The 24568-nt window shown below is 57.7% G+C and carries 21 protein-coding genes and 7 tRNA genes; 8 read left to right on the top strand and 20 right to left on the bottom strand.

The window, feature by feature from the left end; all coding sequences use genetic code 11:
- Positions 1 to 403 precede the first annotated feature (403 nt).
- Positions 404 to 1189 (top strand): MipA/OmpV family protein, encoded by a 786-nt coding sequence (locus tag LG300_RS04425; protein WP_404377988.1) that lies wholly within the window; start codon positions 404 to 406, stop codon positions 1187 to 1189.
- Positions 1190 to 1254: 65 nt separating this feature from the next.
- Here the strand turns inward: LG300_RS04425 and LG300_RS04420 are convergent, their stop codons facing one another.
- The gene (locus LG300_RS04420; protein ID WP_404377181.1) at positions 1255 to 1941 is read right to left on the bottom strand and encodes a type 1 glutamine amidotransferase domain-containing protein; all 687 of its coding nucleotides are present in this window, start codon (positions 1939 to 1941) and stop codon (positions 1255 to 1257) included.
- Between the two features lie 346 nt (positions 1942 to 2287).
- Between LG300_RS04420 and LG300_RS04415 the strand changes: the two genes are divergently transcribed.
- Complete coding sequence (locus LG300_RS04415) at positions 2288 to 2479, top strand: hypothetical protein (protein WP_404377180.1); 192 nt, start codon at positions 2288 to 2290, stop codon at positions 2477 to 2479.
- A gap of 14 nt (positions 2480 to 2493) precedes the next feature.
- Here LG300_RS04415 and LG300_RS04410 read toward each other — a convergent pair whose 3' ends face one another.
- The 13 genes from LG300_RS04410 to LG300_RS04350 all read right to left on the bottom strand — a co-directional run bounded on the left by LG300_RS04410 (position 2494) and on the right by LG300_RS04350 (position 8323).
- Entirely contained in the window at positions 2494 to 3366 is an 873-nt protein-coding gene (locus tag LG300_RS04410; RefSeq protein ID WP_404377178.1) for a diguanylate cyclase domain-containing protein, read from the bottom strand.
- 178 nt (positions 3367 to 3544) lie between these two features.
- Positions 3545 to 3632, bottom strand: a tRNA-Ser gene (locus LG300_RS04405).
- Between the two features lie 92 nt (positions 3633 to 3724).
- The gene (locus LG300_RS04400; RefSeq protein WP_404377177.1) at positions 3725 to 4231 is read right to left on the bottom strand and encodes a YiiD C-terminal domain-containing protein; all 507 of its coding nucleotides are present in this window, start codon (positions 4229 to 4231) and stop codon (positions 3725 to 3727) included.
- Positions 4232 to 4265: 34 nt separating this feature from the next.
- Entirely contained in the window at positions 4266 to 4826 is a 561-nt protein-coding gene (locus LG300_RS04395) for a nitroreductase family protein (protein ID WP_404377176.1), read from the bottom strand.
- A gap of 29 nt (positions 4827 to 4855) precedes the next feature.
- Positions 4856 to 5689, bottom strand: a complete 834-nt coding sequence (gene queF / locus LG300_RS04390; protein ID WP_404377175.1) for an NADPH-dependent 7-cyano-7-deazaguanine reductase QueF — start codon at positions 5687 to 5689, stop codon at positions 4856 to 4858.
- Between the two features lie 65 nt (positions 5690 to 5754).
- Entirely contained in the window at positions 5755 to 6528 is a 774-nt protein-coding gene (locus LG300_RS04385) for an ABC transporter permease (RefSeq protein WP_404377174.1), read from the bottom strand.
- The gene (locus LG300_RS04380) at positions 6525 to 7487 is read right to left on the bottom strand and encodes an ABC transporter ATP-binding protein (protein ID WP_404377173.1); all 963 of its coding nucleotides are present in this window, start codon (positions 7485 to 7487) and stop codon (positions 6525 to 6527) included. Before LG300_RS04380 ends, LG300_RS04385 begins: the two co-directional genes overlap by 4 nt.
- Positions 7488 to 7760: 273 nt before the next feature.
- Positions 7761 to 7835, bottom strand: a tRNA-Gly gene (locus LG300_RS04375).
- Between the two features lie 35 nt (positions 7836 to 7870).
- Positions 7871 to 7946: transfer RNA gene (locus LG300_RS04370), tRNA-Glu, on the bottom strand.
- A gap of 4 nt (positions 7947 to 7950) precedes the next feature.
- Positions 7951 to 8025, bottom strand: a tRNA-Gly gene (locus tag LG300_RS04365).
- A 42-nt stretch (positions 8026 to 8067) separates the two neighbouring features.
- A tRNA-Glu gene (locus LG300_RS04360) sits at positions 8068 to 8143 on the bottom strand.
- 4 nt (positions 8144 to 8147) lie between these two features.
- Positions 8148 to 8222, bottom strand: a tRNA-Gly gene (locus LG300_RS04355).
- A 25-nt stretch (positions 8223 to 8247) separates the two neighbouring features.
- Positions 8248 to 8323 (bottom strand) — tRNA-Glu (locus tag LG300_RS04350).
- 256 nt (positions 8324 to 8579) lie between these two features.
- Between LG300_RS04350 and msrB the strand changes: the two genes are divergently transcribed.
- From msrB to htpX, 4 genes are all read left to right on the top strand, one after another.
- Positions 8580 to 8978, top strand: a complete 399-nt coding sequence (msrB, locus tag LG300_RS04345; RefSeq protein ID WP_404377172.1) for a peptide-methionine (R)-S-oxide reductase MsrB — start codon at positions 8580 to 8582, stop codon at positions 8976 to 8978.
- Between the two features lie 112 nt (positions 8979 to 9090).
- Positions 9091 to 10044 carry a ribosome biogenesis GTPase YlqF gene (ylqF, locus tag LG300_RS04340; RefSeq protein ID WP_404377170.1) on the top strand — a complete coding sequence of 318 codons (954 nt, stop codon included), beginning with the start codon at positions 9091 to 9093 and terminating at the stop codon, positions 10042 to 10044.
- A 55-nt stretch (positions 10045 to 10099) separates the two neighbouring features.
- A complete protein-coding gene (locus LG300_RS04335; RefSeq protein ID WP_404377169.1) occupies positions 10100 to 11347 on the top strand; it encodes a pyridoxal phosphate-dependent aminotransferase in 1248 nt (415 codons plus the stop codon).
- Between the two features lie 89 nt (positions 11348 to 11436).
- On the top strand, positions 11437 to 12342 hold the full coding sequence (gene htpX, locus LG300_RS04330; RefSeq protein ID WP_404377168.1) for a protease HtpX: 906 nt from the start codon (positions 11437 to 11439) through the stop codon (positions 12340 to 12342).
- Between the two features lie 76 nt (positions 12343 to 12418).
- On the opposite strand, the gene pdxB is transcribed toward htpX, so the two are convergent.
- Positions 12419 to 13564: a 4-phosphoerythronate dehydrogenase PdxB gene (gene pdxB / locus LG300_RS04325; RefSeq protein ID WP_404377166.1), complete on the bottom strand. Its 1146-nt coding sequence runs from the start codon at positions 13562 to 13564 to the stop codon at positions 12419 to 12421.
- 84 nt (positions 13565 to 13648) lie between these two features.
- Here pdxB and LG300_RS04320 point away from each other — a divergent pair, with 84 nt between their 5' ends.
- Positions 13649 to 13930 carry a hypothetical protein gene (locus tag LG300_RS04320; RefSeq protein WP_213262262.1) on the top strand — a complete coding sequence of 94 codons (282 nt, stop codon included), beginning with the start codon at positions 13649 to 13651 and terminating at the stop codon, positions 13928 to 13930.
- 20 nt (positions 13931 to 13950) lie between these two features.
- Here LG300_RS04320 and LG300_RS04315 read toward each other — a convergent pair whose 3' ends face one another.
- Positions 13951 to 14286, bottom strand: a complete 336-nt coding sequence (locus LG300_RS04315) for a glutaredoxin family protein (RefSeq protein WP_404377165.1) — start codon at positions 14284 to 14286, stop codon at positions 13951 to 13953.
- A 33-nt stretch (positions 14287 to 14319) separates the two neighbouring features.
- Complete coding sequence (gene rlmKL, locus LG300_RS04310; RefSeq protein ID WP_404377164.1) at positions 14320 to 16530, bottom strand: bifunctional 23S rRNA (guanine(2069)-N(7))-methyltransferase RlmK/23S rRNA (guanine(2445)-N(2))-methyltransferase RlmL; 2211 nt, start codon at positions 16528 to 16530, stop codon at positions 14320 to 14322.
- A gap of 393 nt (positions 16531 to 16923) precedes the next feature.
- Between rlmKL and rmf the strand changes: the two genes are divergently transcribed.
- The gene (gene rmf / locus LG300_RS04305) at positions 16924 to 17133 is read left to right on the top strand and encodes a ribosome modulation factor (RefSeq protein WP_009722578.1); all 210 of its coding nucleotides are present in this window, start codon (positions 16924 to 16926) and stop codon (positions 17131 to 17133) included.
- A gap of 82 nt (positions 17134 to 17215) precedes the next feature.
- Here rmf and LG300_RS04300 read toward each other — a convergent pair whose 3' ends face one another.
- The 3 genes from LG300_RS04300 to trmA form a co-directional block, all read right to left on the bottom strand.
- Complete coding sequence (locus tag LG300_RS04300) at positions 17216 to 18232, bottom strand: quinone-dependent dihydroorotate dehydrogenase (protein ID WP_404377163.1); 1017 nt, start codon at positions 18230 to 18232, stop codon at positions 17216 to 17218.
- Positions 18233 to 18387: 155 nt separating this feature from the next.
- Complete coding sequence (locus LG300_RS04295) at positions 18388 to 23211, bottom strand: NAD-glutamate dehydrogenase (protein WP_404377162.1); 4824 nt, start codon at positions 23209 to 23211, stop codon at positions 18388 to 18390.
- 194 nt (positions 23212 to 23405) lie between these two features.
- A complete protein-coding gene (gene trmA / locus LG300_RS04290) occupies positions 23406 to 24515 on the bottom strand; it encodes a tRNA (uridine(54)-C5)-methyltransferase TrmA (RefSeq protein WP_404377161.1) in 1110 nt (369 codons plus the stop codon).
- Between the last annotated feature and the right edge of the window lie 53 nt (positions 24516 to 24568).

Below are 24568 nucleotides of genomic sequence, written 5' to 3'. Positions count from 1 at the left end.
CGTCGGTTTCGGCCCCCATGAGCCAGCTAAGCACCCTGTTCTATCACCACGCCTGTTAATGGCACTTGTTAACGCAACAGTTTGTGCTCTGCTTGCCCATAAAAAAAACCCCGGCCGCCGCTGGCCGGGGTTTCATTAGCTCTTCCATAATCTTTTCTTCATGAACTTCCTGTTCATGCATCCTTGTGCACCGCAAGCCTTCCCTGCTTGCACTTCCTGGTAACGCCGTCCCTGCGTTATGTGCACACAGTGCGCCCTATAACGATTGAGTTATCTAACCTGGGATATGAAACGCGAAAAGTTTTTTGTTTTATCGGCGACCCTGTCACCAGCGCTTGCGCAGACTGGCGTCAAAAACATACCATCACGTACGTTTGTAACTTACAAGGACATCCCCGTGACCATGAATCTCTCCACTTCCCCCACTGCTTCGTCAAAGCGTCTTAGCTCCTACCTAGCGGCTGCCCTAGGGGTCATGATCGCTTTCCCAACGCTGGCCAATAGTTGGGAAGGCACGGTGGGGGCTGGCGCTGCCTACGCACCGGATTACCTGGGCAGCGACGATTACGATGTGCAGCCACTGCCAGTATTGAACCTCACTTACGGAGACGACCTGTCTATCAACCTACGCGATGGCATTGCCTGGCACGCCTTTCGCCAAGGCGACTGGTCCGTTTCGCCGTATATCGGCTATACCTTCGGGCGCGATAACAAAGGCAACATTAGCCGCTTTGATAAAGTCGATGGCGGTGCCACCCTTGGCTTACGGGTGAGCTACCAGCAAGACCTTTGGCGTTACAGCGTTGCAGGGAGCACGGCAATTACCGGAGATGTCGAAGGCGCTAACTTCACGGGTGAGGCGGCCCTGCGGCTGCCCATGAGCGAGCGCACGCTCTTCACACTGACGCCAAGCGTGAGCTACTCCAATGAGAAATGGACCGAATCGTTTTTTGGCGTCTCTGCACAAGATAGTGCCCGCAGTGGCATTGCAGCTTATACGCCTGATGGCGGCTACTGGCGCGTAGGCGTGAGTGCCACGCTGAGTTACGCGCTCACGCAAAAGTGGACCGCCACAGGCTTCGTCGCCGCGACGTACCTCACCGGTAACGCCTCGAATAGCCCGATCGTGGATGACCTGGGCAGCGATTGGCAGGGGCTAAGCGGCATCTCGTTGACCTACCGCTTCTAAATTGCAATGTCAAGTGACCAAACAGCGGGCTTACCACCCGCCATTTTTGCAATCAAACCGCTCGTTTAGCGTGCCAGCCACGCCATCAGCGCTTCAGCGGTCGGCGCTGATGAAGGCGGGTTCTGGCCGGTAATTAGCTGGCCATCTTCACGCACATAGGGCGTAAAAATGTCGGCTTTGCTGTAGATAGCACCGCATTTCTGCAGCGCGTCCTCTACCAGGTGCGGCACCACATCGGTGAGGCCAACCGCATCTTCTTCACCATTGGTAAAGCCTGTGACCTGGCGCCCTTTCACTAGCGGCTCGCCGTTGCTGTCTTTGGTATTCACCAGCACGATAGGCGCGTGGCAAACAGATGCCACCGGCTTGCCCTGGGCAATAAAGGTTTCAATCAATTTGATGGAGTCTTTGTCATCCACCAAGTCCCACAGCGGTCCGTGACCACCGGGATAGAATACCGCATCGAAATCGTCTGCATTCATCTCGCTGAGGCGGTAGGTATTGGCAAGCTCTGCTTGCGCGGCATCGTCTTGCTGGAAGCGACGGGTTTCATCGGTCTGGCTATCTTCTGCATCGCTTTTGGGGTCTAGCGGCGGCTGGCCGCCTTTCGGGGAGGCAAGCGTCACCTCAGCTCCCGCATCTTTAAACACATAGTAAGGCGCTGCCAGCTCTTCCAGCCAAAAACCGGTTTTCTCGCCTGTATCGCCTAGCTGATCATGCGAGGTTAGTACCACTAGAATACGCTTGCTCATCTCGATGCTCCTTAGTAGAGGGTAGATAGCGTTGTGCGTTACCCTGCTTACCTTGGGGCATTCATCTACGGTTACAAGTCCTAGTAACTAACTGTGTATAAAAAACGGCACCCCTCAACATCAACGCTAAGCTACTGTTTTAATATAGTTAGTTAACACTCAGCATCATATTCATACTAATCAAGCACAACAAAATCACCATTTAATCTTATACATCACTTAACCCTAACCTAGGGTAGAAAATCTCCACGAACAGGAATACCGCATTACAAAGGAATGCACGCTAAGGATAAGCTACCTAACCTCATGAAAGGATAAGTGTTTTAAGCCCTGGTGCTTAAAGAGCATGCTGATTTACGAGTGCGCTTTTTTTATTAGCGCAAAGATAGAAATGTGCGAAATCGCTGGCAAGCGGCTAGGCTTAATCCACACTTATTTCTCAAAGGAAGAGAACATGCCCTCTACTACCACCATTGTTGTTATCGTTGTTGTGATTGCTGTAGCGATTTTTGGCTTTAGCGGCGGTCTACCGTTTTAAAAGCAGCCACGTTACTAACGCGCACGTCGCCTTTTCATTCGGTACATTTTTACATCGGCATAGTTAAGTAGCGTATCGGCATCTTTGCCGTCTTCTGGGTAGATGGCCACACCCACACTGCAAGACGGCATACCGATATCCCGCATATCCGCCCCTACTATCTCTGCCGCGAGCGGTTCAGAAAGTACCTCCAGTATTTGCGCAGCCTTTTCGATAGCGGCCTCTTTAGAGTGAACGTCGGTTAATATCACCGTAAATTCATCTCCCCCCATACGTGCCACCGTGTCGGTTTCGCGCACGCAGCCACTCAAACGGCGAGCCACCTCGCAAAGCACCGCATCCCCCACTGCGTGGCCATGCACATCGTTAACTCGTTTGAAGTCGTTCACATCTAAAAACAGCAGCGCAAAACGGTTTTGATAGCGTCTTGCGGTACTTAACGATGATTCCAAGCGGTCGTAAAACAGCGAACGATTGGTTAGCTTGGTGAGCGGGTCGTGATGCGCCAGAAAGCGCAGGTCGTCTTCCGCCTGCACCTGGGCCGTTACATCCCGCGCCACACCAATTCTCACCTGCTCTTCATCCAACCAGCGAGCCGACCACAGCACATGCACCACGCTGCCGTTCTTATGCAGGTAGCGGTTCCGAAAATCGAGATGGGGCTGCCCATTCATCACACGCTTAATGGAGGCTTTGGTCTCGGCCAAATCTTCTGGGTGCATATAGCGGGTAATCAGCGACCCCACTAGCTCATCAGCACGATAGCCCAGCAGCGATTCGCAGGCATCGCTGACGAACAGGATCTGATGATCCGCATCCACCACGAACACAGTGTCGAGCATCAGGTGAACTAGCTTAGGAGAAAGCGCCTGTAAATCAACGGACATGGGCAGCCTAGCCGGGTGACTTTTCTCGAGTATAGACGGATCGTGGGCCGTCAGGGCAACTCTTGTATTGGTGGGGGAGGCATTCTGCACGCTGAGGCATGAGCGCTGTTTGTTTATTCGCGAAAATCTCAGACACAAAAAAGCCCACTGATTGCTCAGCGGGCTTTTTTAAATTCTGTGGCGGAGAGGGAGGGATTCGAACCCTCGAAGCCTTTCGACTTACACACTTTCCAGGCGTGCTCCTTCGACCACTCGGACACCTCTCCACATTGTTGCTCTGCCGTCAGGCGCTGCCTTTCTCAACAGAACGGCGCATATTCTATGGTCTAAACCATGAAATAGCAAGCCTTTTTCCTAGTTAGGTATTTGGCAGCACAGCGTAGCGGCCAGTAGCTTCCAGGCAGAGCGAATCGCCGCAGTAAAGCCGGTGGGTCAATTCGATGCTGCCTTTGCCCCGTTCGCTGAGTTTAGCGGCCAGTTGGCTGGCGCCATCCGGGTGGCTGGGGGTACAGATAATGCGGTAGTCGCTGGTCACCGGTGCCAAAAAGCGTTGGTTGGCTTCGGCCACTACGACATCCTGCGCCCTGCCCTGCTGACGAAGCCATAGGGTGACCCAGCACCAGCCTTGTAGCGTGGTTTGCGCAGCAAGCGCGCCGCCAAAGCCGGTGCCTTTATCGTTGAGGCTGGGCGTGAGTGCCAGCTGCCATGTAAGTGCGCCGTTGGCTTGGCCCATGTGGGTAATACCCAACGCGCCGACCGTGGGAATGGCCTCTTCCAGCCAGTTCTGGAAAGCGGCAAGGTCCTCCTCGCCTTCCGGTAGCGGTAGGCGTGGGTGGGGTATGCCCGGTTGGCGCTGCTGGCTCATGGTAACCTCCTTTGGCGGCACAGGTGGCAGGTGTTTAATCCCAACGCTCTACGAAATCAGCGGGGTTGTGCTGGGGAATGGGTTTGTGGCGACCGCCCAAGCTACCCAGGTAGATGAACGCCACTACTTCATCTTCTTCATCAAGCCCCAGGCCTTTGCGTACCACAGGGTCGAAGGCGTATTTGCCGCTGCGCCACATCGCCCCCAACCCAAGGGCGTGGGCGGCAAGCAGAATGCCGTGGGCGGCACAGCCTGCAGAGATCACCTGCTCCATTTTGGGTACTTTGGGCACCTCCGGCGTTACCTTGGCGATCACCGCAATAATCATTGGTGCACGTAGGGGCTTTTTACGCGCGGCGTTTAGCGTGTCGTCGCTGGCATGGGGGTCTTCCTGAAACTCAGCTTCGGCAAACAGCTCGCCCAAGCGCTCCCGACCTTCGCCGGTAAACTCGATAAAGCGCCACGGGCGCAGCTCTTTGTGGTCTGGGGCGCGCAGGGCTGCTTGGTAAATGGCGCTAAGCTGGTCAGCGCTGGGGGCAGGCTCGGTGAGCTTGCCCATGGAGCTACGTTCGTGAAGCAGCGTTAATGCATCCATGGTGACTCCTTAATCCATTGAAGTGAACGTTACTGGCGAGCCAGGCGCAGCGGGCTAGGAGGCGTTAACCCAGGCGTGGCACGCCACGGGCTGATGTCCAGGCCGCCACGACGCACATAGCGGGCCACTACCAACAACGCTTCTGGCTTGGCTTGGTGCATCAAGTCGGTGAAGATGTGCTCTACGCAGTGCTCGTGAAAATCCTGGTGCTGGCGATAGCCAATCAGGTAGCGCAGCAGCCCTTCGCGGTCGAGCCTAGGGCCTTTATAGCGAATCACTACGCTACCCCAATCGGGCTGACCGGTCACCGGGCAGTTGGATTTGAGGAGGTGCGAATGTAGCGTCTCTTCGACGACTTCATCGCTGGTCGCTAGATGCTTAGCGCTGGGGGTGTAGTCGCTCACCTCAATATCCAAGTCATCCAGGCACTCCCCCGGCAGGCGTTTAGGGGCCAGCTCGTCATCGTCAACGCCAAGCAGCTCGACGCTGACGTTAGCACCGGCAGCGCGGCTTAGGTCGCGTACTAGCGTCTCCTCTACCTCGGCTTGGCTGGCAAAGCGGGTTTGGTTGAGGCTGTTGAGATAGAGCTTCCAGGATTTGGACTCAATCAGATGGGGCGAGCTTGCTGGCAGACGGAAGCGTGCCACGGCGACGATCGGCTTGCCGCGGCCATTGAGCCAGGAGACTTCAAACGCGTGCCACTCGTCTTCGCCAACAAACGGCAGTGCGCCCTCTTCAATGCCTAACGGCGCTCGGTTGGCAGCACGGGGAATCGGGTACAGCAGCCCCGCATCGTACTGCTCTGGATAAGCGGAATCGCGCCCCAGGGGCGCGTGTTCTAAAGTGTCGGGACGATGTGCCATGGAAACTCTCGCAGTCGTGCTATTTCAATAAGGGCTATCTTGGTAGCGGCTGGGTAATACCGCCATTAGTTACGAATGCCTTTGCCGCGCTCCAGCATGTTAAGCGCAACGATAAACAGCACCACAATAAAGGCAAAAATAGCGGCGAGCGCCCAGCCTACCGGAATATCGGAAACGCCTAAAAAGCCGTAGCGGAAGACGTTGACCATATACAGGATCGGGTTGAGCATCGAAACGCCCTGCCAGAAATCCGGCAGCATCGAAATTGAGTAGAACACGCCGCCGAGGTAGGTGAGCGGCGTCAGAATAAACGTTGGTACGATGGAGATATCGTCGAACTTGTTTGCCAGCAGCGCGTTAATAAAGCCGCCAATGGAGAACAGCGCCGAGGTCAGCACCACCACCAACACCGTGAGCAGCGGATGCTCCACCGTTAAGCGGGTGAAGAACAGCGATACCAGCGTCACAATTAGCCCAACGCCTAAGCCCCGCGCCATACCGCCTAAAATAAAGCCGGAAAGAATCACGCCATTCGGCATGGGCGACACCATCATCTCTTCGATGGAGCGCTGGAATTTGTTGGAGAAGAAGCTGGATGCCACGTTGGAGTAGCTGTTGGTGATCACCGACATCATGATCAGCCCTGGCACGATAAAGTCCATGTAGCTGAAGCCGTCCATATCACCAATGCGCGACCCGATCAGGTTGCCAAAAATGATGAAGTACATGGCCATGGTGATCGACGGCGGCAGCAGGGTTTGCGGCCAGATACGCGTAAAGCGCTTGATCTCTTTGAGCACTAGCGTCCACAGGGCCACCAGGGTTTGCATTGCATTCATGCGCGGGCCTCCTGCTGTTTACGCTGGTCGATGGCCTGCTGGCTGCTCTCTACCATGGAAACAAACATCTCCTCTAAGCGGTTGGCGCGGTTACGCATAGACACCACCTGGATACCCTGCGCGCTTAACGCACTGAACACATCGTTCAACTGCTGGCCACGATGAATCACCAGAGCAAGCTGGGAAGGCTCAATTTGCTGGAGTTCGAAACCTTCGATGGTGGGCACTTGCTCCACCGGCTCGGCTAAATCCAGCAGGAAGGTTTCGGTATCCAGCTCTGCCAGCAGCTCGCGCACGCTGGTGTTTCGCACGATTTCACCGTGATTGATAATGGCGATATTGCGGCACAGGCTCTCGGCTTCTTCGAGGTAGTGCGTGGTGAGGATGATCGTGGTGCCTTCATCGCGGTTAATACGCCGCATGTACTCCCACATGCTGCGGCGAAGCTCGATATCAACCCCGGCGGTGGGCTCGTCGAGAATCAGCAGCTTGGGGCGGTGCATCAGCGCCCGGGCAATCATCAGGCGGCGCTTCATGCCCCCTGAGAGCATTCGCGCACTGCCATTGCGCTTTTCCCATAACCCTAAGTCGGTCAGCAGCTGCTTGGCGCGAGGCAATGCTTCGCTGCGCTTCATGCCGTAGTAACCCGCCTGGGCCAGCACGATATCCAGCACTTTCTCGAACTGGTTGAAGTTAAACTCCTGCGGCACCACGCCAAGCTGATATTTCGCTTTAGCGAAGTCTTTATCAATGTCGATTCCAAAAATCGACACTTTGCCCGCCGTTTTCTGCACCAGCGAGCAGACCACGCCCAGGGTGGTGGACTTTCCTGCGCCGTTGGGGCCCAACAGCGCAAAAAAATCGCCCTGCTGGACGTCTAAATCAATACCTTTTAACGCTTGAAAGCCGTTGCCATACACCTTGGTAAGGCCACGGATCGACAATGCCGGTTCGGCCATGAACATGTCCTGTCAGCAAATGGGAGCACAAAAGAGCTAGAAAGGGAGATATCGGGGCATCCGTATATTTTTTCAAGTTAGCGGCTTATAACACGCGGCTAGGCTGCAGTGTTTAGTAAGTACCAATACTTACCAATATGCTAACAATTGATATCACGCGATCCCGGGGTTGTAAGCCCCAGCTGGAAACATACGCAGAAAAAAGCGCTGCTAATTGAGCGGTGGGAAGGAAGTTTCAAAAAGATATGGATGATCTGAAAGGAAGGATTTGCATGGAGCGGGAAAGGAGATTCGAACTCCCGACCCTCGCCTTGGCAAGGCGATGCTCTACCACTGAGCTATTCCCGCAATGCAAACAGTACCGCAAAAACTGTGAGAGCGAGTGGCGTCCCATAGGGGGTTCGAACCCCTGTTCCCGCCGTGAAAGGGCGGTGTCCTAGACCACTAGACGAATGGGACGTACTGGAGCGGGAAAAGAGATTCGAACTCTCGACCCTCGCCTTGGCAAGGCGATGCTCTACCACTGAGCTATTCCCGCTTAACAAGCTGTCTCACTATACAAGCACTTCTGCCATCGGATTGGCGTCCCATAGGGGGTTCGAACCCCTGTTCCCGCCGTGAAAGGGCGGTGTCCTAGACCACTAGACGAATGGGACGTATTGGAGCGGGAAAAGAGATTCGAACTCTCGACCCTCGCCTTGGCAAGGCGATGCTCTACCACTGAGCTATTCCCGCAACTCCGATACCTGAACGATTTAAGTGGCGTCCCATAGGGGGTTCGAACCCCTGTTCCCGCCGTGAAAGGGCGGTGTCCTAGACCACTAGACGAATGGGACGTTTCATTGCCTCGTCGAGGTGGCGCGTATATTACTCAGACCAGTGGGTGAGTGTCAAGCACTCTGATATCGAAACGTTTTATCAGCACTACCTCGGTACCCAAACCGTTAGGCCTTCACGCTTTCACGCCTTCCTGCAAGCTGAACTTGGATAGGCGGCTTACTGTCATTAGCGGAAAGCGGCACTCAACGGTGTTAGGCTAATCTACTACTGTAAGCCTCTGCTTAACGGTAACCAGAGGGAGAGGAGAACCCCATGGCGAAAATAGAAAAATCCCCCGACGAATGGCGCAAGCAACTCACCCCAGAGCAGTACCGGGTTACCCGAGAGAAAGGTACCGAGCGGCCGTTTACCGGTGACTACCAAGTCAGCGACGCCCAAGGTATTTATCACTGTGTCTGCTGCCATGCGCCACTGTTCGAGAACGAGCACAAGTTCGATGCGGGCTGCGGCTGGCCAAGCTTCGACCGCCCGCTGGGTGCCCGCAGCGTAGAAGAGCACCACGATACCTCCCACGGCATGATTCGCACCGAAGTGGTGTGCTCCCACTGCGATGCCCACCTAGGTCATGTCTTTCCTGATGGGCCGCCGGATACCACTGGTTTGCGCTACTGTATCAACTCGGTCTCGTTAGAGTTTCACCCCGACGAGTAACCTCATAGCAAGTAACACCCCCACGAAAGGAAGCACGGCAAGGCGGGCACCATCTGCTAGAATGGTCGCCCGCTTTTTTATGCTTGTATTTTTGTGCTTGTAGGAGAAACCCATGCTCGGCTGGTTCCCCGGACATATGAACAAGGCCCGCCGCCAGATCAAGGACGCGCTGCCGGAAATTGATGTGGTGATTGAGGTGCTCGATGCGCGCCTGCCCTACTCCAGCGCCAACCCAATGCTGGCCGAGCTGACCCGCCATAAGCCGGTGCTGAAAATTCTTTCCCGCGCCGACTTGGCAGACCCCGCCCGTACCGACGAGTGGGTGGCCTTTTTTGACGCCCAGGAAGACACTCGCGCCCTGGCGATCACCACCACCAATACCCGCGAGCTAAAAAAAATCCCCAAGCTCTGCCACGAGCTGGCGGGTGCGGTGCGCGCCGACCGCGACGTGCGGGTGATGGTAATGGGCATTCCCAACGTAGGGAAGTCGACGCTGATTAACGGCCTGGCCGGGCGCAAAATTGCCAAAACCGGTAACGAGCCTGCGGTCACCAAGCGCCAGCAAAAAGTGCGTATTGATGGCCGTGTGGCGCTCATCGACACCCCCGGGGTGCTATGGCCTAAAATCGAAGACCAGGCCAGCGCCTACCGGCTGGCAGCCAGCGGCGCGATTCGCGATACCGCCATCGAGTATAGCGATGTGGCGATTGTTGCCTGCGCCGAACTTGCCAAGCGCTACCCTACCCAGCTAACTGCCCGCTATAAGCTCAAAGCGCTGCCTACTTATGAAGCGCCAGAGGCCCAAGAGGTCGATGCAGACGGTCCGAAAAAGCCTGACTTCCTAGCAATTGCCGGGTTTGACGGCCACGCCATTCTCAAAGAGATTGCCGGAAAGCGCGGCGGCCTGCGCCCTGGCGGAGCAGTGGATCTGCACCGCGGCGCAGAAGTGCTGCTCCATGAGTTACGCGATGGCAAGCTTGGCCGCTTAACGCTGGAAACCCCGGCGGATATTCCACCGCCACCTGAGCAAAACGACCAAGACAGCTTGACCCCATCCGACGCATAATGAGCCACACGTCAAACACTTCCACGGCACTGGACACATTTGGATAACGCACCCCATGGACACCCCGCAGCCTAGAGAATCACACACGCTGAAAAAATCACACAAACTGCACAATGTTTGCTATGACATTCGCGGCCCGGTACTCGACCACGCCAAGCGCCTGGAAGAGGAAGGCCAGCGAATCTTGAAGCTCAACATTGGCAACCCGGCACCGTTTGGCTTCGAAGCGCCGGAAGAGATTCTGCAAGATGTGATGCGTAACCTGCCCACTGCCCAGGGCTACTGTGATTCCAAAGGCCTCTACTCTGCCCGTAAAGCGATTATGCAGGAGTGCCAGCGTAAGCAGATTCCTGGGGTGGGTATCGAAGATATCTATATTGGTAACGGCGTTTCCGAGCTGATCGTCATGGCCATGCAGGCGCTGTTGAACGACGGCGACGAAGTGCTGATCCCCGCGCCGGATTACCCGCTATGGACCGCAGCCGCTCACCTTTCCGGCGGCCACAGCGTGCACTACCTGTGCGACGAGCAGGCCGACTGGGCACCGGATATGGCCGATATTCGTGCCAAAGTCACCAGCCGCACCCGCGCTATCGTGATTATTAATCCCAACAACCCCACCGGTGCGGTCTACCCGCCGGAAGTGGTGCGGGAAGTGCTGGATATCGCCCAAGAGCACAACCTGGTGGTGTTCTCCGATGAGATCTACGACAAGATTCTCTACGACGGTGTTGAACACACCTCTACTGGCGCGCTGGCCGACGATGACCAGCTGGTGATCACCATGAACGGGCTGTCGAAAAGCTACCGCTGCGCGGGCTTTCGCTCTGGCTGGATGACCATCTCCGGCACTCTAGCAAAACAGCGGGCGAAGGACTTTATTCAGGGCCTGACCATGCTGGCCTCGATGCGGCTATGCGCCAACGTTCCTGCCCAGCACGCCATTCAAACGGCGCTGGGGGGCTATCAGTCGATCAACGACCTGATTCTGCCGGGCGGGCGTTTGCTGGCCCAGCGCGATATTACCGTTGAGAAGCTCAACGCGATTCCTGGGGTCTCCTGCGTGACGCCTAAAGGCGCACTCTACGCATTCCCGCGCTTAGACCCCAAGGTGTTCAATATTAAAGATGACCAGCAGTTGGTGCTGGATTTGCTCTTGCAGGAAAAAATTCTGCTAGTACAAGGCACCGCCTTTAACTGGCCAGAACCCGACCACGTGCGCATTGTCACGCTGCCCTGGGCCGACCAGCTTGGTGACGCGCTTGACCGCTTTGCCAACTTCTTGTCCCGTTATCGACAATAAAACAGCGACTTGAAACTGTCATGCAATGCACGTATCTAAGCCATCATTCCATTAACACTTGTTATGACCTTTGAGGGAGACCCTAACCCATGATGCGAATCGTGCTGTTTTTAGCCACTAACTTGGCAGTATTGCTGGTCGCCAGTATTACGCTGCGACTGTTCGGCGTTGAGAGCTATCTCAACAGCCAGGGTATTAATTTCACCAGCCTACTGATCTTCTGCTTTGTATTCGGTATGGCGGGCTCGCTGGTTTCGCTGTTTATCTCTAAATGGATGGCAAAGCGCTCGACCGGCACGGTAATTATCGAAACGCCTTCGAACTCCACCGAACAGTGGCTGGTAGACACCGTGGCCGAGCTTTCTCGAGAAGCGGGCATTAAAACCCCGGAAGTGGGCATCTTCCCCGCCCAGCAATCCAACGCTTTTGCCACCGGTTGGAATAAAGACGATGCGCTAGTCGCAGTATCAGCAGGACTGCTCAACCGTATGCGCCCTGAAGAGGTACGCGCGGTTCTGGCCCATGAAATTGGTCACGTCGCTAACGGCGACATGGTGACCCTAGCGCTGATTCAGGGCGTGGTGAACACCTTTGTGATGTTCTTCGCGCGGATTGTCGCCCACTTGGTCGATAGCTTCCTGAAAAGCCGCAGCGACGGCGAAGGCGGTCTGGGTTTTATGGGCTACTTTGCAGTGGTAATGGTCGCAGAAATCGTATTTGGCATCGTTGCTTCGGCGATTGTGGCTTGGTTCTCCCGCTACCGCGAGTACCGTGCCGATGAGGCAGGTGCCCGCCTGGCAGGCACAGGGGCAATGGTGAACGCTCTGGCACGCCTGAAAGCCGAAACCGAGATGCCCGACCAAATGCCGGACACCCTGCGCGCGATGGCGATCACTAAAGGCCAGACCCGCTCGCTGGTCGAGCAGCTGTTCGCCAGCCACCCGCCGCTGGATGACCGTATCCGCGCCCTAAAAGAAGCCGCTTACCGTCAGTAAGCCGTGAACGCTCAATAATAGACGCCAAGGCCCGCCAATGCGGGCCTTGTGCGTTTAAACAACTCCATGATGTATGTCAGCCGCAGCGCACCTGAAAACCTGCCGCCTGTAGCGGTGGCTGCAACGTCACTGCGTCGTTCTCTAGGCAAATGGTGAGCGTAGCGAACTCGCGGCGCAGCGGGTAATTAGCGCGGCAGCTATCAAAGCCCTTGGCAATCCCCTGGTGCATCACCTGACGCTGCAGCGCATCGTGGTCGCGGCGCACGTCATACACTGCCCGCACACACAGCCGAAGTGCCTCTTCCACCGGCAGTGCGCTCTGCAACGTTAGCGTGGCCAGTGCTGGCGGCGGGCAGAGCTCGCTAAACGGCATGCCGCTGGGCTGGCTTAACTGCTCGGCCAACGCTTGCTGAATCATCCAGGTGCCGCGCAGCTTGCCATCCAGGCTGTGCCCGGCAATGTGCGGCGTTGCCAGTGCAACCAAGTCGCGCAGCCCCGCATCAATGCCTGGCTCGTCCTCCCAGACATCCAACACGGCAGTAAGGTCACCCTTCCCCGCCAAACGGCTACGCAGCGCCAGGCCATCAATGCAGTCGCCTCGCCCGGCGTTTAGCAGCACCGTGCCCGGGGCCAGCTCGTTGATACGCTGAGCGTTAAGCAGTTGATAGGTGGCGTGAGGGCCATCTTTCACTAGTGGGGTGTGCAGGCAAATCACGTCGCACTCATCAATCAGCGTATCGAGTGATGCAAAGCCACTGGCGCCCTCTTGTTCCGCCCTGGGTGGGTCGCACACCCGCACCGCCACCCCGAGCGCCTGTAGGCGGCGCTGCAGGCGGCTACCCACGTTGCCCGCCCCGACGATACCCACGGTTCGCTCCAGCAGCGGCCAACCTTCTCGCTCGCTCACCGTCAGCAGGCTGCTAAGCACATAGTCCACCACCGCTTCCGCATTACAGCCCGGCGCACTGGCAAAGCCAATATCGCGCTCTTTGAGATAATCGAGATCAATGTGGTCGGTGCCAATGGTGCAGGTACCCACAAAACGTACCGCGCTGTTCGCCAGCAGAGCGCGGTTTACCTGGGTGATCGAGCGTACCATCAGCGCATCGGCATCTTGGAGGTCAGCCGCGCTGATCTCGCGGCCCGGCAGGCGGTGCAACGTGCCCATGCCCCCAAAACAGGCGTCGGCGGCGGGGATATGAGCGTCGATAACAAGTTTCATAGGCGTTTTGGTATCCGGGCTTTACAATACGCCCGCAATGGCTTTCTATGCAGGCGTGATCAAGCAGTGGTTAAGGAGATGGGTGTGATCGTACGCTGGGAAACCGACCATGACTATGTGTTGGTGCATATTCACCAGGATATGTTCGGCGACTGGATTTTTAGCCGCGCCTGGGGGCAAATCGGCACCCAGTTTGGCGGGCTAAAACACCAGTTGGCGGATACCCTGGAGCAAGCGCAGATGTGGCTGGAGGATGAAGCGACGATTCAATCCTCCCGCGGGTTCCGTAAGGTGCTGGAAGCCGCCGACCACACGCCGGAAGGCCAGGAGGCCATGCGCCAGCTGTCGCTGCTAGACGCGCTCTGAGCATCCTGAACATCGCTAGGCTAGCCCAAAAAGCGCCGCCCGTTGCGCTGGTGCGCACCCACCGGCGGCGCTTGTTCCGGCGGCGTGGTAAGCGCGGCCAGCGCCGCCTCGTCCAGCCATCCCCGCTCGCTTAGCCATCCGCTTAATCGCGCCATATCAAAGCCGCGATCCAATTCTACCCCTTCGCCATCCACCAGCACCGGAATCCGTGTGCCGTAGCGCTCCACCAGGGCGTCGTCATCGCTAATCTCGATGTGGTGCAGCCTCACCTCTTGGTTGGCAAGCGTCGCCACCAGCGCCTCTAGCTGGGCGCACAGATGGCACCCTAGTGTCGTGTAAATCGATAGTTCAATCATCGCCTTGCTCTCTATCGGCTCAAGAGGAGCGGTTCAGGAAGAGTGACGCAGCAAAAATACGTGATGCAGATTGGTGCGCCGCTGGAAGTCCGGGTCGAAGGTGCGCGTGGTGATTTCCTCTACCGCGTAGCGCTCGCTCAGTGCTTCGTCCAGCTTAAAGCGCCGCTGGTTGTTGGAGAACACCAGCGTACCGCCGGGGGCAAGGCGCGCCATGGCTAGCTCCACTAAGCGAGGGTGGTCGCGCTGCACATCCAGGGTGTCGCGCATCTTCTTCGAGTTCGAGAAGGTTGGCGGGTCCATAAAAATCAGGTCGAACTGCGCGTTGGCGGTTTCCAACCAGCGGAAGCAGTCATCCCGCACCACCCGATGCAGCCTGGGGTCGAGTTTATTCAACGCAAAGTTGTCCCGCGCCCACTCCAGGTAGGTGTTGGACATATCCACGCTAACGCTATCGCTAGCCCCGCCTAGTGCCGCCTGCACGGTGGCGGTGGCGGTGTAGCAGAACAAGTTGAGAAAGCGCTTGCCGCTCGCCATCTCGCCCAGCATCCGGCGTACCGGACGGTGATCCAGAAACAGGCCGGTATCCAGGTAATCCCGCAGGTTCACCCATAGCCGTGCGCTGCCCTCCTGCACTTCAAAGCGCTCGCCGCTGGCATCACGCTTTTGGTATTGGGCCGCGCCGGTTTGCCGCTCGCGGCGCTTGACGTAAATCTTGCTGGGATCGACACCCAGCGCCTCGGGCAGCACTTCCAGGGCATCGAACAGCCGTTTTTGCGCCTGGGCCGGATTCACGGAGCTGGGCGCGGCGTACTCCTGCACATGCACGCGGTCGCCGTAACGATCCACCGCTAGGGCGTATTCGGGCATATCGGCATCGTAAATGCGATAGCAGGTTTCGCCGCTCTGCTTCAGCCACTTTTTCAAACGTTTCTGGTTTTTCGCCAATCGGTTGGCAAACATCTGTGCATTTTCCGACACCGCCGGTTTTGCAATGATGCTTTCCTGGGGCGCTACACCTGCTTCTAACGGCTCACCGCTCTCCTGGGGCGCAGGGCGGGCGCTGCCGATCTCCATGAGCAGTAGCTTGGCATCCAGCGCTCCGTTTTTTAGCGCGTACTGCTTGTGGGCGCGCAGCCCAAGGCGGTGGCCGAGATCCGGGTTGCCGGTAAACAGCGCCAGCGTCCAGCCTGGGAACAGCGCTTTGGCTTTTTCACCTAGCTGGGCGTAGAGCCGCACCAGTTCGGGCAGCTCGCCCAAGCGCTCGCCGTAGGGCGGGTTGGTGATCAATAGCCCCTGCTCGGCGGTCAAGGACTCTGGCCGTGTGAGTTGGGCAAGGCTCTGACCATGGAGCGTTATCAGCGCAGGAATGCCCGCCCGCATGGCGTTGGATTTCGCAGCAGTAAGCGCTGCCGGGCTTTGGTCGAAGCCCATAAGCACCGTTTTGCAGCGTTTGCGACCAATGGAGGCGCGTGCTTCGGCTTCCCGCTTTAATTCGCGCCACAGGGCTTCGTTATGGCCTGCCCAGCCGTGAAAGCCAAACCGCTCGCGGTTCAGGTTAGGCGCTTGGTCGGCCGCCATCAACGCCGCTTCAATCAGCAGCGTACCCGCCCCGCACAGCGGGTCGAGCAGCGGCTCGCCCGCCTTGGCTCGCTCCGGCCAGCCTGCACGCACCAGCAGCGCTGCCGCCAGGTTCTCTTTAAGCGGCGCGTGCCCCACATCGCGACGGTAGCCACGGCGGTGCAGGCTTTCGCCGGAAAGGTCGATCCCTAGGCTCAGGTTGGCCCGATGCAGGTGGGCGTAAATCCGCAGATCAGGGGTTTTGGTGTCCACATTGGGGCGCGCCTGACCGGCAAGCTGTAGCGCATCCACTACGCCATCTTTCACCGTTTGAGCGCCAAACCGCGTGTGGCGAATGTGGTCGCTGCGGCCATGAAAATCCACAGCCAAAGTCTTACCGGTGGCAAGGTTCTGGCTCCAGGCGATCCGCGCGACCACATCGCGCACCTGCTCGGCGGTCTCTACCATCGCTTCCCGCGCTAACAGCAGAATCACGCGGTTGGCTAGGCGCGACCACAAGCACACCCGGTAGGCGGTGGCTTGGTCAGCGGAAAAGTACACCCCCGCCACGGTGGTTTTACCCGGTTCGGCGCCCAGGGCTGTCAGTTCGTCCGCTAGCAGGCCTTCGATGCCTTTAGGGCAGGTCGCCAGGAGGTTTAGGGGGGCAGTTTGGCTCAGCTCGGTCATGGTGATCGCCGCGCGTAACCGCGCGATATTCCTATATATGGCAAATGAATTTACGTATTATGACAATTTGATGGTCGACAAGTGACCCCATCATGGTCTAACAATAAGAGGGTAGCTACTAAAAACGCATGCGTTGCTTGTCTGGGTCTTTATTGTGCATGTTTCATAACACCGATAATGACCTATGGCTTGTTTGGATTCGCCGCTTCGCCCGTTCAGCACGTGAGTGCTAGGCATTAGCGCAGAAGTTGCAATCCACTCTTGAACTTGAAGTCACCTCTCGAAGCAGAGTTGGCAACCGATGGTAAGGCACGCCTTTACAGGCATGTTTGATACCACGCTGCCCTACGCCCTGCTTCTTATCAAAAGGCTTTCATGAAAAGAGGTTAGCCAATGAAACGACAAAAACGTGATCGCTTCCAACGGGCTTATGTTCACGGCTACAAAGCGGGCATTACGGGTCGCTCCCGTGATGATTGCCCCAGTCAAGATGTCAATTTACGCGAGTATTGGATGAGCGGTTGGCGTGAAGGTCGCGGCGACCAGTGGGATGGGATGACCGGCGTTTCCGGTATCCATAAAAACCCCATGGTCATGACCTAGTTTATTTACCTTTTTTACCCAAACATTTGGAGAACGGAGCCCGCTGCCAGGCGGGCTTTTTATTGCCACACCGCCAGCCGCTTCAAGCGCTCTGCTTAAGCGCCTGTGCACACTGTTTCGCCAGCGCAGGCCCTTGGTAAATCAAGCCCGAATAGAGCTGCACCAAGTCCGCACCGGCGGCCATTTTCGCCTTGGCCGCTTCACCGCTATCAATACCGCCTACCCCAATAATCGGCAGCGTGGGAAGGTGAGCGCGCAATAGACGAATCACTGTATTGGAGGCCTCAAATACCGGCTTACCGGAAAGCCCGCCCGCCTCTTGGGCCTGCGGATCATCTTTTACCGCTTCCCGAGAAACGGTGGTATTGGTGGCGATTACGCCATCCAGCTCATTACGGGCAATACTGCCTGCCACAAGCGCCACCTCTTCTTCGCTCATATCCGGCGCGATTTTCACCAGTAGCGGCACCTTACGACCGGTCTGGGTATCCAGCTCACGGCTTTTTTGCCGAATAGGCCCTAACAGCGCATCAAGCTGCTCGCCGAACTGCAGCGTGCGTAGCCCTGGCGTGTTAGGCGAGGAGATATTCACCGCGATGTAGTCTGCGGCACCGTGTACCGCGTTAAGGCACAGCAGGTAGTCATCCAGGGCGTGTTCTACAGCGGTGGTCAGGTTTTTGCCGATATTGATGCCGACAATGCCGTTGTAGTGGCGCTTTTTCACCTGGGCGACCAGGTGCTCCACCCCTTTGTTGTTGAACCCAAAGCGGTTGATGATCGCTTCGTGGCCGGCTAACCGGAATAGGCGCGGCTTGGGGTTACCTGGCTGGGCCTTCGGCGTCACAGTGCCGACTTCCACAAAACCGAACCCCAGTTCGCCCAGGGCATCGAGGTGGTCGGCGTTTTTGTCCAGCCCGGCGGCCAGCCCCACCCGGTTAGGGAAACGCAGCCCCATGAGGTCGACCGGATCGCTCACCGGCTCGCCATACACGCGCCGAATGCCGCCCACCTTATGCAGCGCGTCAAGCGCGTTTAGCGCCATGCCGTGGGTGGTTTCGGGGTCCAGGCGGAACAGCAGCGAGCGGGCAATTGGGTACATCGGCAAGACTCTCCTGAGCGGTGGGCGAAGTGCGGGGCGGGCGAAGTATAGCGCACATCGGCCAGGGTTCGCAGGATGAAAACAGCCGCGCCCTGGCAAACCAGGGCGCGGCTGTTGGCAGAGCGCGCAGCGTTTCGCTTAGACCACGTACCGGCTTACGCTTCGCTATCGCTCTCGGCCAGGTCTACCAGCTCACGTACCGCGACGGCGAACAGCGCGAAACCGCCTTCGCTACCGCTGCGTACCTCGTCGATTAGGCGGCACCAGCGGCGGTGCAGCTCGGCGTGCTGCTCCAGCCACTGCGCCACTCGCTCCTGAGTATCGCGGCTGCCCGCTTCCAGCTTCAGCACGCTGGTGGTCAGCGCCAGCTGCTGGCGGTCGATATCGTCGCGGAAGGTTTCCCGTGCCTGAGCCTGCCAGGAGTCGCGTACTTCCAGGTGCGTGACCTGCTGGATCATCCAGGGTAGCTCTAGGCGGCTGCCGATTTCGTAGAATACCTCGGCCACCCGCTGGGGCTTCTCGTTGGTGATCCGTGCCGCTTGAATGATCCCCAGGCCAGCGTAAAGGCTGGGTGCGGCCGCCACGGTGGCGGCCAGGGCTTCGGGCACGCCAGCGGCTTGCAGCTCGTCACAGCGCTTGCGCCACGCGGCCTGCTCTTCACCGCTGAGCAGCTCGCCAATACTCTCCTGCAGCTGCGCCAAACGCGGGCCAAAGTACTCGATGGTGTCCTGGGTCGAGAGACCCAAATGCTGGCGCAGGAACCAGCGCGTGGCGCGGCGGACCATACGCATCAGGTCCAGCATCATGGAGTACTGCACGCGGCTGGGCACCTGATTATCCAACGCTTCGATCTGCGCCCACAGCGCAGGCAGATTGAAGGCGTCGCGGGCGACGACGTAGGCGCGGGCGATATCCGCACGGCCAGCACCGGTGGAGTCCATCAAGCGGCGTACAAACACGATCCCCATATGATCGACAAGGTCGTTGGCCACCTGGGTGGCAACAATCTCACGCTTCAGGCGGTGGTCGTACATCTCGCTCTGGTAACGCTCAGTAAGCACCGCTGGGAACAGGCGCTCCAAGTGACGGTGAATATACAGATCGTCCGGCACGTCGGAGTTGATCAAGTCGCCTTTCAGGGTGCTCTTAGCGTAGGAGATCAGTACCGACAGCTCTGGCAGATGCATTCCCTGATTGCTGCTGGCGCGCTCTTTGAGCACGTCATCGGCGGGCAGGAACTCCAGCTCGCGGTCGATTTGACCGACGGACTCCAGCTCGCTGATAAAGCGGCGGTACGGCCCCATGCCCTGGTGGGAAAGAATTTCCGATAGATCCAGCGCCTGGGTCTGGCGGTAGTTATCCAGGATGACCAGGTCGGCGACCTCTTCGGTCATGTCTGCCAGCAGCTGGTTACGCTGCTTGTCGGTCATATCACCACGCTTGACCACTTCATCGATCAAGATCTTGATATTGACCTCGTGGTCGGAGCAGTTCACACCGCCTGCGTTGTCGATAAAGTCGGTGTAAACGCGCACGCCGTTGGCGGCGGCTTCCATCCGGCCACGCTGGGTCAAGCCTAGGTTGCCGCCCTCGCCAACCACACGGCAGTTCAGCTCTTTACCGTTGATGCGTAGTGCGTCGTTGGCTTTATCGCCCACATCCGCATCGGTCTCCTCGGAGCTTTTTACATAGGTACCGATACCGCCGTTCCAGATCAGATCCACTTTCGCCTTGAGCATGGCGCGAATCAAGTCATTGGGCGACAGGCGCGCCTCTTCGATGCCAAACACCTGCTGCATTTCAGGGGTGATGGTGATCGATTTGGCGCTGCGGCTGAAAACGCCGCCCCCCTGGGAAATCAGCTCGCTGCTGTAGTCTTCCCAGCTAGAGCGGGGTAGATCAAACAGGCGCTTACGCTCGGCAAAGGCCGCCGCGGCATCCGGGTTCGGGTCGACGAAGATGTGCAGGTGGTTGAAGGCACCCACCAGCTGAATCTTGTCGGAGAGCAGCATACCGTTACCAAACACGTCCCCCGCCATATCGCCAATGCCCACCACGGTGAACAGGTCTTCCTGGGTGTTCACGCCCAAATTGCGGAAGTGGCGCTTCACAGACTCCCAGGCACCGCGGGCGGTAATCGCCATCTTCTTGTGGTCGTAGCCGTTCGCCCCGCCAGAGGCAAAGGCATCCCCCAGCCAGTGGCCATACTCAATAGAAATCGCGTTGGCGATATCCGAGAACGTCGCGGTGCCTTTATCGGCGGCAACGACTAGGTAGGTGTCGTCATCGTCATGGCGCACAACGTTTTGCGGCGGTACCACGTCGCCACCTACCAGGTTGTCGGTGACATCCAGCAGCGCGCGAATAAAGATTTGATAACAGGCAATGCCCTCTTTCTGCTGGGTTTCGCGGTCGGCGTTTTCCGGCATACGCTTGCACACAAAACCGCCCTTCGCCCCCACCGGCACGATCACCGCGTTTTTCACCTGCTGCGCTTTCACGAGGCCCAGCACTTCGGTACGGAAGTCTTCAAGGCGGTCCGACCAGCGCAGGCCGCCCCGCGCCACTTTACCGCCGCGCAGGTGAACACCTTCCATTCGCGGCGAGCAGACAAAGATCTCGAATGCCGGTCGCGGTTTGGGCATACCCGTTACTTTCGACGGCTCTAGCTTGTAGGCGATGTAATCTTTGAAGCGCCCATCGTCGGTTGTCTGGTAGTAGTTGGTGCGAAGGGTCGCCTGGATCAACTCCATAAAGCGACGCAGCAGCTGGTCGTCGTTCAGGCTGGCAACGCCTTCCAGATGCTCGTTCAAGCGCGCCAGGCAGTCATCTAGGCTGCCGGGCTGCTGCTCCGGGTCGAAGCGTAGGCGGAACAGCTCCACCAGGGCTTGGGTGATGGCCGGGTAGTTGGCCAGGGTCGCGGCGATGTAGTCCTGGGACATGCCGAAGCGGATCTGCTTCAAATAGCGGGCATAGCCGCGCAGCATGGCCACTTCGCGCCAATCCAGGCCCGCGCCGATAATCAGGCGGTTAAAGGCGTCGTTATCGGCCTCGCCTGCCCAAATACGCTTGAATGCCTCGCTGAAGGTATCGCGCATTTCGCTAAGGTTAACGCCTTCGCGGCTGTGCTCCAGCTCAAAGTCGTGAATCCAGTAGCGCTGCTGCGGCGCGTTGATATCGTAAGGGCGCTCACCAATCACGCGCAGGCCGAGGTTCTCCATCATCGGCAGCACGTCGGAGAGTGGGATTTGCGACTCACGATGGTATAGCTTCAGGTTCATGCCGCCCGCCTGTTCTTCCAGCGGGCGGTAGAGCGATAGCGACAGGTCATCGCCACTATCCAGGGTTAGCAGATGCTGAACGTCGAATACCGCCGTGCGGGCATTGAAGTCCTCCCGATAGCTAGCGGAGAACGCATCGTGGAACTGGTCGATCAGGTGGTTGGCGCGCTCTTCGCCAAAGCCTTCGATCATCGCTGCCTGCAGCTCGTCGCGCCAGCTGCGCGCCAAGCGGGCGACTTTGCTCTCCAGACGCTTCAGGTCGTACTGGCTGGGAGCATCGCCGTTGAAACGTAGAATGAGCTGGATACGCGCCAGCACCGACTCGGATAAGTAGGTATTGAAGTCGCCAAAGTGGGCATCCAACTCATCGCACAGCATCGTCTGGATACGCTGGCGCAGATCGGTGGAGAATACATCCCGCGGCACAAACACCAGGCAGGAGTAGAACTTACCGCTGACATCGGCGCGGATAAACAGGCGCACCTGGCGGCGTTCACGAATATTGAGAATACCCAACGCGGTGCTGGCCAGGGATTCCGTGCTGATCTGGAACAGGTCATCGCGGGGGTAGACTTCCAACACCTGCAGCAGCTGCTTGCCGTTGTGGCCCTGGGGGTTGAAGCCAGCAATATCCATCACAGCCTTGAGCTTGCGGCGCAGCAGCGGAATGTTGCGCGGCGACTCGTTGTACACCGTGGCAGTAAACAGACCAAAGAAGCGGCGCTCACCGATCACGTTGCCGTCATCGTCGTAGCGGTCGACGGTGATGTAGTCTGGATAGGTGGGGCGATGCACGCGGGAGTGGTGGGCGCTTTTGGCAAACGAGAGCAGTTGCGGCACCAGCACGTAGTCGTCGTGCTCGTCGATGCCCTCTTCGGTGCGGATACGCTCGCGGTAGCGCGGTTGGTCTAGGCGGAACACACCCAGCACGCTATTGGGGTCGCGCTGTAGTTCATTGCCTTCCAGCAGGTACTCGTCGTAGCCCAGGAAGGTGAAGTTATCCTTCAACAGCCACTCTAGGAAGGCAATGGCCTCTTCGTGGTCGTCAGGGTCGATTTGCGGCGGGCAGTTTTTCTCCAGCTCTTGAATAGCGGAGGTGATTTGCCCGCACATGGCGTCAAAATCATTCACCGCAGTGCGTACATCCCGCAGCACTTCATGCAGGTTGCGCTCGATTTTCGCCAGCGACTCCGGGTCGGTATGGCGGTCAACTTCAATGACGATTAGCGATTCACGGGCATCAGGCGCGTTCTCATCCTTGGGAGAGGTCAGCGCCTTCAGCTGATGCTGGCTATCACGCGCCACGGCAAACACGGCATTTTGTATGGCGTGAACCGTTAGGCCGCGGCGGTTAAGCTCAATACGCACCGAGTCGACCAGAAACGGCATATCCTCATGCAGCACCGCCACGAAGGTATGGGTGGACTGCCAACCGTGCTCTTCGAAATCCGGGTTGAAGATACGCACCTTGGGGCTTTGGGGGTCGTGGTGCTGTAAAAACTGCCAGATGGAGAGCGTGGCGCCGTACAGGTCGTCCAAGCGACGGTCGATCAGGTCTTCTACCGGTACGGTGGCATAAAAGTGGCGCGCAAAGGCTTCAATCGTGGCCGCTCGCGATGGCTCCAGTCGCGCTTCCAATCGCTCTTGCAGCTGCTTTAAAAGATCCCGCCGACTCTCTTCAATCGCAACGTAATGCATCCATCACCTCGACTGCCTGGGGCCACTACTTAGGCCAAAAAAACGAAGGACAATAGGCCTTTAGGCCAACTACCCGTTAGCTTACGCTACCCATGACCGCCACCCTAACCATCTGACAGGTTATTCATGGTGTATGCCGCTTGTGCATCGTAAGCACTATTGACATGGCCTGAGTGCCAGCCGCTTATATGCTGTTACGGCTGGCGCCGGGTTAGCAACACACCACATTCACAGTGGTCAGTAAACGGGAACTGGTCAAATAGCGCAAACCGTTCAATGACATGAGTGTTGGTTAATAGCGTTAAGTTTTCGGCAAGCGTGGCCGGGTTGCATGAAATATAGACGATTTGAGCGTATTCGCTGATTTGATGGCAGCTTTGCTCATCCAGCCCTGCCCGGGGTGGGTCTACCAGCACGGTGGAGAAGTCGTACTCCTCCAGCGCCATCTCGGCTACTCGACGGCCCGCCTTTTCGCCTTTCAGCGCCTGGGCAAACTCTTCCGCCGACATGCGCGCCACGTGGGCATTGGTGACGCCGTTGGCTTCGAGATTGACGTTAGCGCTAGCCACCGAAGTGCGCGAAATCTCGGTGGCCAGCACACGGCGAAAGTTCTCGGCCAGGGCAATCGTAAAGTTGCCGTTACCGCAATACAGCTCTACGAGATCCTCTGCCTGGCGGCCTTGTGTGGCCTCTTTGGCCCACCCCAGCATGGTTTGGCAAATGTGGGCGTTGGGTTGGGTAAAGCTGTTTTCTACCTGCTGGTAGTGCAGCGTGCGGCCATCCACCGTTAAACGCTCCCACACGTGATCGCGGGTAAGCACCAGGCGCTGCTTGCGGGAGCGGCCGATAATCATAATGCCCAGGGCACTTTCCAAAGCGCGGGCTTCGGCTTCCCAGGCATCGCCCAGCGGGCGGTGATAAATCAGCGTGACCAGCGCTTCCCCGGAGAGCGTGGTTAAAAACTCCACCTGGAAAAGGCGGCGGCGCAGCTCATCGCTGGCGAGAAAGGCCTCCCGCAGCTTGGGCATCAGCTCGTTGATCTGAGCGCTGGCGACAGGAAACTGGTCCAGACGCACCACTCGCTTGTTCTTGGGGTTCTCTGGGTCGACCTCGAACATGGCATAGAACAGGTCATCCTCTTCGTGCCAAATACGAAACTCGCAGCGCTGGCGATAGTGGCTAGGCGGTGAGGGATACACCTCCAGCGTCGGCGTATCGAACGCTGCAAAGGTACGTTCTACATAAGCTTTTTTATCAGCTAGCTGCTCGTCGTAGCGTGCTGGATCTACCGTAGGGATCGCCAAGGTGGCTCCTCATCACTCAGTATTAACATTGGAAAAAACGTTTTATGCACCGG

The organism is Vreelandella aquamarina (assembly GCF_044805175.1).
GTDB classification, from domain to species: domain Bacteria; phylum Pseudomonadota; class Gammaproteobacteria; order Pseudomonadales; family Halomonadaceae; genus Vreelandella; species Vreelandella aquamarina_B.
The sequence above is the reverse complement of the archived record's forward strand: the minus strand, read 5'-3'. Positions and strand labels throughout refer to the sequence as shown.

Coding starts and splice junctions, on each gene's coding strand:
- LG300_RS04425 (WP_404377988.1), top strand. CDS start 404: ATGAATCTCTCCACTTCCCCCACTGCTTCGTCAAAGCGTCTTAGCTCC.
- LG300_RS04420 (WP_404377181.1), bottom strand. CDS start 1,941: ATGAGCAAGCGTATTCTAGTGGTACTAACCTCGCATGATCAGCTAGGC.
- LG300_RS04415 (WP_404377180.1), top strand. CDS start 2,288: ATGCTGATTTACGAGTGCGCTTTTTTTATTAGCGCAAAGATAGAAATG.
- LG300_RS04410 (WP_404377178.1), bottom strand. CDS start 3,366: ATGTCCGTTGATTTACAGGCGCTTTCTCCTAAGCTAGTTCACCTGATG.
- LG300_RS04400 (WP_404377177.1), bottom strand. CDS start 4,231: ATGAGCCAGCAGCGCCAACCGGGCATACCCCACCCACGCCTACCGCTA.
- LG300_RS04395 (WP_404377176.1), bottom strand. CDS start 4,826: ATGGATGCATTAACGCTGCTTCACGAACGTAGCTCCATGGGCAAGCTC.
- queF (WP_404377175.1), bottom strand. CDS start 5,689: ATGGCACATCGTCCCGACACTTTAGAACACGCGCCCCTGGGGCGCGAT.
- LG300_RS04385 (WP_404377174.1), bottom strand. CDS start 6,528: ATGAATGCAATGCAAACCCTGGTGGCCCTGTGGACGCTAGTGCTCAAA.
- LG300_RS04380 (WP_404377173.1), bottom strand. CDS start 7,487: ATGGCCGAACCGGCATTGTCGATCCGTGGCCTTACCAAGGTGTATGGC.
- msrB (WP_404377172.1), top strand. CDS start 8,580: ATGGCGAAAATAGAAAAATCCCCCGACGAATGGCGCAAGCAACTCACC.
- ylqF (WP_404377170.1), top strand. CDS start 9,091: ATGCTCGGCTGGTTCCCCGGACATATGAACAAGGCCCGCCGCCAGATC.
- LG300_RS04335 (WP_404377169.1), top strand. CDS start 10,100: ATGGACACCCCGCAGCCTAGAGAATCACACACGCTGAAAAAATCACAC.
- htpX (WP_404377168.1), top strand. CDS start 11,437: ATGATGCGAATCGTGCTGTTTTTAGCCACTAACTTGGCAGTATTGCTG.
- pdxB (WP_404377166.1), bottom strand. CDS start 13,564: ATGAAACTTGTTATCGACGCTCATATCCCCGCCGCCGACGCCTGTTTT.
- LG300_RS04315 (WP_404377165.1), bottom strand. CDS start 14,286: ATGATTGAACTATCGATTTACACGACACTAGGGTGCCATCTGTGCGCC.
- rlmKL (WP_404377164.1), bottom strand. CDS start 16,530: ATGACCGAGCTGAGCCAAACTGCCCCCCTAAACCTCCTGGCGACCTGC.
- rmf (WP_009722578.1), top strand. CDS start 16,924: ATGAAACGACAAAAACGTGATCGCTTCCAACGGGCTTATGTTCACGGC.
- LG300_RS04300 (WP_404377163.1), bottom strand. CDS start 18,232: ATGTACCCAATTGCCCGCTCGCTGCTGTTCCGCCTGGACCCCGAAACC.
- LG300_RS04295 (WP_404377162.1), bottom strand. CDS start 23,211: ATGCATTACGTTGCGATTGAAGAGAGTCGGCGGGATCTTTTAAAGCAG.